This window comes from Enterobacter sp. CCUG 70166 (genome assembly GCF_020224095.1).
GTDB classification, from domain to species: Bacteria; Pseudomonadota; Gammaproteobacteria; order Enterobacterales; family Enterobacteriaceae; genus Enterobacter; species Enterobacter intestinihominis.
Genome location: NZ_NRIQ01000065.1, coordinates 1 through 2,108, shown reverse-complemented (window position 1 = coordinate 2,108; position 2,108 = coordinate 1). Strand labels below are relative to the sequence as shown.

Below are 2,108 nucleotides of genomic sequence, written 5' to 3'. Positions count from 1 at the left end.
CAAGCTTAGTAAAGCCCTCGGTGCGGCGGACATTATCCGCGAACAGGCTGAACAGCACGGCATTGCGCGGGTAACGGATGTCTGGCTGGAAGTCGGCGCACTGGCGGATGTTGAGGAGAGTGCACTGCATTTCTGTTTTGATATCGCCTGCCGTGATACCGTGGCGCAGGGCTGCACACTGCATATTGATGTTATCCCGGCACAGGCATGGTGCTGGGATTGCAGCCGTGAGGCCGAAATCATGCAGCACGCCGGATGCTGTCCGCACTGCGGCAGTGAACGGCTGCGCATCAGTGAAGGTGATGATTTGCGGGTAAAAAGCCTGGAAGGTGAGTGAGTTTTACGCCGCCGCCGTATTCAGCAGCCAGCGGGCGAATTGCTGCATGGCCGGGGTTTCCGTACGGGACTGTAACCGCGTCAGCCAGTAGCCGCCGAGGGTGATTTCTGCGGCAAACGGCTGTACCAGTGCGCCTGACTGTAACAGGCGGCTGAACATACATACCGGTGCGATCGCTACCCCGGCACCCAGTTGTGCCGCCTCGGCCATGGCCAGTGAGGTATCGAACACCATTACCGGCTGTGACGGGGAAGGCGGTGTGCCGCCCGCACAATCCAGCCAGCGGCTCCATTCATCCCGGCGGAATGAGCGCAGCAGGGTAAAGCGGTGAACATCATCCGGCTGCTGTAACTGTTCTGCAATGGCCGGTGAGCACAGCGGAGCGTGTGGTGCACTGAAAATCAGTTCCGCATCTGACTCATGCCACGCGCCGTTACCGAAACGGATCGTATAATCATGCCCTTCCGCCGCCGGGTCCACATGATTGTTATGGGTGGAGATATGCAGATCAATATGCGGATGGCTGTCATAGAATCCGGCCAGACGCGGCAGCAGCCAGCCTGCGGCAAATGTTCCCACCGCACCGACTTTCACCCGCTCACGGAACTGCCCGTGAGAAAAACACTCCAGAGTATCCGCAATCCGGTCAAACGCCTCATTGAGCACCGGCAGTAATCCCTCACCTTCATGGGTCAGCACCAGCCCGCGCGAGACGCGGGTAAACAGCACACAGCCGAGTTGTTCTTCCAGCGCCCTGACCTGCTGGCTGACGGCGGCATGGGTGACATTCAGCTCAATCGCCGCGCGGGTAAAACTGAGATGACGGGCGGCGGCCTCAAAGGCGCGCAGCGGGTTAAGGGGGAGATAACGTCTGACCATAATCCACCTGTAAGTTTTTCTTTAGGGCAGTTGAGTCTTCATAATGCCTCCTTTGAAGGGAAGGTATAACGTCGGCTGCGGCAGCAGAGAAACGGCATTCCGGCGGTAATACTCTGCTATAGCAGAATCTGCCTTGTTGTAGCGCGGAACTCAAGTGATATTTGCCTCTTGTGTTTGCATTCGAGCTAATCCGGCAGCACTATTACTCCCAAGGGTTCCAGCAGTTGCTCCTGTTGCCAGGCACAGATCTTGACTCCTTCGAGGTTGACCCGTCTGGGGTCGAGCCCATCCAGATCGGCAAAGGTCAGGTCACAGCCCCGCAGATTGACCTGTTGCCAACAGTCGCGGGAGAAGGTGCCGCGGCTGAGATCTGAGCCCATCAAGGAAGCGCCGCTGAGATTGGCATTGCTCCAGTTGTTTTCAAACAGCTCGCATTTTTCCAGGCATTGGCCACTCAAGTTGGTATAGGCCAGGTTGCAACCTGAGATATAAGCCGAGCAGAAGTACATCTTATGGCTGACTTGATTGTAGAAGCGGGCCCGGGAAAAGTTGGCGCCCTTGAGATCGCACTCCCTGAACTCTATGCCAAAGCAGTTGGCACCGCTGAAGTTGGCCAAAGACAGACGGCAGGCCTTGAAACTGGCATCGCGCAGATCGGCATAGCTGAAGTGACACCCTTCAACGGCGCCGCTTTCAATGAAACTGCAATCCTCGAAACTGGCATCCTGCAGCTGACAGTGGCTGAAGTCACACTGATAAAAGCGGCAGCGGCGAAAACGGCTGTCACTCAAATCCTGGCGTGAGAAATCCTCTTGCTGAAAAACTTTATCAATAATATCCATACGGCTTCCTTTAATCAGGGAGGGTGCTAACGGGTATAGGAAGTATAAAC

General features: G+C 56.2%; 3 protein-coding genes. 1 reads left to right on the top strand and 2 read right to left on the bottom strand.

The window, feature by feature from the left end:
* Positions 1-337 (top strand): hydrogenase maturation nickel metallochaperone HypA (hypA, locus tag CKK19_RS23350; RefSeq protein WP_050869085.1); only part of this gene is annotated, 337 nt, incomplete at its 5' end.
* Positions 338-340: 3 nt separating this feature from the next.
* Here the strand turns inward: hypA and ampR are convergent.
* The gene (gene ampR, locus CKK19_RS23345; RefSeq protein WP_004193231.1) at positions 341-1,216 is read right to left on the bottom strand and encodes a LysR family transcriptional regulator AmpR; all 876 of its coding nucleotides are present in this window, start codon (positions 1,214-1,216) and stop codon (positions 341-343) included.
* 185 nt (positions 1,217-1,401) lie between these two features.
* On the bottom strand, positions 1,402-2,058 hold the full coding sequence (locus CKK19_RS23340) for a quinolone resistance pentapeptide repeat protein QnrA1 (protein WP_012579084.1): 657 nt from the start codon (positions 2,056-2,058) through the stop codon (positions 1,402-1,404).
* Positions 2,059-2,108 lie beyond the last annotated feature (50 nt).

What these genes read in the sequence shown, in the direction of transcription:
- CKK19_RS23340 (WP_012579084.1), bottom strand. Translation starts at nt 2,058, where the DNA reads ATGGATATTATTGATAAAGTTTTTCAGCAAGAGGATTTCTCACGCCAG.
- ampR (WP_004193231.1), bottom strand. Translation starts at nt 1,216, where the DNA reads ATGGTCAGACGTTATCTCCCCCTTAACCCGCTGCGCGCCTTTGAGGCC.